General features: G+C 63.9%; 1 protein-coding gene and 1 pseudogene. Both read right to left on the bottom strand.

Annotated features, from left to right (window positions below; all coding sequences use genetic code 11):
• Positions 1 to 335: pseudogene (locus X803_RS20845) on the bottom strand (plasmid pRiA4b ORF-3 family protein); the annotation flags it as partial.
• Between the two features lie 62 nt (positions 336 to 397).
• The coding region (locus tag X803_RS22010; RefSeq protein WP_026543569.1) for a hypothetical protein at positions 398 to 1,629 on the bottom strand (1,232 nt) is incomplete at its 5' end.

Here is a 1,629-nt window from a genome sequence, read left to right as displayed (position 1 = left end):
CCGGACTCCGCCGTGAGGACCTGCCCTAGAACATAGTCCGACTCGAGCAGGTCTTCCTCGAAGTCATCGAGCAGGTCCTCGGCGACCCAGCGCCGTGGTTCTGGCACCTGTCCATTGACGGCCCGCAGCCGCTTGTAAGGGTCGGTGTCCGTGAAGGAATGCAGATGCGTATCCCGCCAGCCGACGGCCGTTTGGAGGACATCGTGGACTTTGTCCAAGGTCAATGCAGGGTCGAGGTCAAGCAGCCGCCAGATGGCTGGTTTGGCGCCTACGATCGAGACCTTCACCTGCAGTAGGATCGAGCCGTCATCTTCCTGGGAGGCATGTGTCGTCACATCACCATCCTGCCAGTCCACGTTTCCCAGGCGCAGAGGTCGAGCCTTTGTTGGGTCGTCGTCTATCGCCGGTAGGAGGCGTAGGTGGCCCAGGTGTGGCCGGCGTGTTTGGCGTGTTGTTCGGTGATTTGGGTGCTGTAGCCGAGGGCATGGGCGGCGACCGGTGGGGGCATGGTCAGGACCAGCGCGCGGAGGGTAGCGTTCCTGGCCCCGCGTAGGTGGATGCCGCTGTCGCGGAGCCGTGTCATGAGGTGGCCGGGGTGGAGGTGTTGTCCGGGGCGGTAGCCGGGGAAGAGCCAGGGCGAGGCGCGGTTGGCTGCGGTGTTCATGTTCGGCCGGCGTGCGAGGTGCTCTTGAAGGATCGCGTCGAAGGGGTGGGGGACGGGTACGGGCTGGTCATCGAAGATCACGACGGTTTCACCATCATGGGTGCGGCTAATCTGGTTCGTTCGCATGCTGGCGATGCGTGTCAGCGGCTGGGCGTAGAGGAGCAACAGGATCGCTGCGGCGCGGTGGTGTAGCGGCCTGTCCTGGTTGTCGAGGGTTTCGCGGAGGAGTCTGAGTCGTTCGTTCTGGTTCAGGACCGGCCTGGTTTCGGCTTTCCGGTAGGGGTATTCGAGGCGGGGAAGATGCTTGTTCCGGATCGCCCAGCGCACGAAGGTCCTTGCCGTGCTGCGCGTTGTCGTGCCCGTGGCGAGCCAGTGGTCGATGTCGGCCTGCCGGCATTGGGATGGTGTTCTTCCTCGTTCCGAGAGGTGATGGAGGAAGTCCCGGGCTACGGAGATGTCTTGTTTGGCGGCGCGTGTGGTGCCCCATCGCAGGTGGCCGGCGGCGGAGAGCTGGCGCATCCGCCGCAGATGGTGCCAGGTGGCGAACTGCTTGATCAGGGTGTGGTGGTCCGGGTCCGTGAGTTCTGTGAGGATCTGGTCCAGCCAGGTTTCGAAGTGCAGTAGGTTCCGGTCTACTGGTTCCAGCAGTCCATGCGTGATGAAGAGTTCGCGCAGGTGCATGGCGGTGCGTGGTGACGGGTGGTCTTCGAAGGCGGCGTGGCTCATTGGCCGGGTGCCCGTGGCGATGGCGGTAAGCAGATTACGGACGTCGGGGTTGCGCAGCCAGGTCAGCGCGCTGCGTGGGTGGGGTTGAGCAGTGATTCCCTCATGCAACGGTTTGAGGAATTCAGCTATGGTGCCGGTGCCGTCGTCGAGTAGTTCGGCTAGATGATCTTGCAGGCAGCAGCGGGCGCAGCGCCGGGCACGGTACGGCTCTTCCTCTGCTGAACACCGGGTGCAGTGGA

The organism is Arthrobacter sp. 35/47 (genome assembly GCF_000520475.1).
In the GTDB taxonomy this organism is placed as follows: Bacteria; Actinomycetota; Actinomycetes; order Actinomycetales; family Micrococcaceae; genus Arthrobacter_D; species Arthrobacter_D subterraneus.
This window is presented reverse-complemented; position numbering and strand designations above follow the sequence as displayed.